This is a genomic window from Streptomyces sp. NPDC017993, from assembly GCF_044328065.1.
Classification (GTDB): Bacteria; Actinomycetota; Actinomycetes; order Streptomycetales; family Streptomycetaceae; genus Streptomyces.
Map to the genome: position 1 here is coordinate 1 of NZ_JBIRGO010000070.1, position 1,010 is coordinate 1,010.

Here is a 1,010-nt window from a genome sequence, read left to right on the forward strand (position 1 = left end):
CTAGGCAGTGTTTCTCGGATCTCCGGACATGGGTGAGGTGTTGGGGTCAGGCTGGTTCCATGGGTCGTGGGGATTTAACGAATGCGGAGTGGCATCGACTGGAGTCGTTCTTGCCTCGTGGTGGTGCGCGTGGGGGTCGGTGGAGTGATCATCGGCGGGTGATTAACGGAGTGCTGTACCGGGTGCGGACGGGCGTGCAGTGGCGGGATCTTCCCGAGCGGTTCGGGCCGTGGGAGACGGTCTACAAACGTCATCGCCGCTGGTCAGCGGACGGAACGTGGGAGAGGCTGCTGGCCCTTGTCCAGGCCGCCGAGGACGCTGAGGGCCGAATCGACTGGGAAGTGTCAGTGGACTCCACCGCGGTGCGGGCTCACCAGCACGCCGCCGGCGCGAGGAAGGTGCCCCCCGCCGCGGTTCCTCAAAAGGGGGCCGGGCAGGGGACAAACCGGGTCGGTCCGGTGCTGCGGAAACTGGCCGTCCGATTGGAGGAGGTGGTCAGATCGGCGAATGCCTGGGACGCTCCCGCGGCGGCTTCACCACCAAAATCCACCTCGCCGCCGAGGGACGATGCCGACCCCTCGCGCTCGTTCTGACACCCGGGCACTACGGTGACGGCCCCCAGCTCGACCGGGTGCTGGAGCAGGTTTCCGTGCCCCGCACCGGAGTCGGACGGCCCCGCAGCCGACCCGACCACGTCCTGGCGGACAAGGCCTACACCTCCCGCAAGAACCGCCGTTACCTGCGACGACGCGGAATCCGGCACACCATCCCCGAACGCCTCGACCAGCAACGACACCGGCACAACCGCGGCTCCGACGGCGGCCGGCCCACCGGATTCGACAGCGAACGCTACAAGAAACGCAACACCGTCGAACGCGCCATCAACCGCCTCAAGGGCTTCCGGGCCGTCGCCACCCGCTACGAGAAACGCGCCTACGTCTACCTCGGAACCGTCACGGTCGCGACCCTCATAATCTGGCTCCGAACATGATCCGAGAAACAGTGCCTAG

The 1,010-nt window shown here is 66.8% G+C and carries 1 pseudogene; it reads left to right on the top strand.

From position 1 onward, the window contains the following. The first annotated feature begins 59 nt into the window (after positions 1-59). Positions 60-991 (top strand): annotated as a pseudogene (locus ACH4FH_RS38930) (IS5 family transposase). Positions 992-1,010 lie beyond the last annotated feature (19 nt).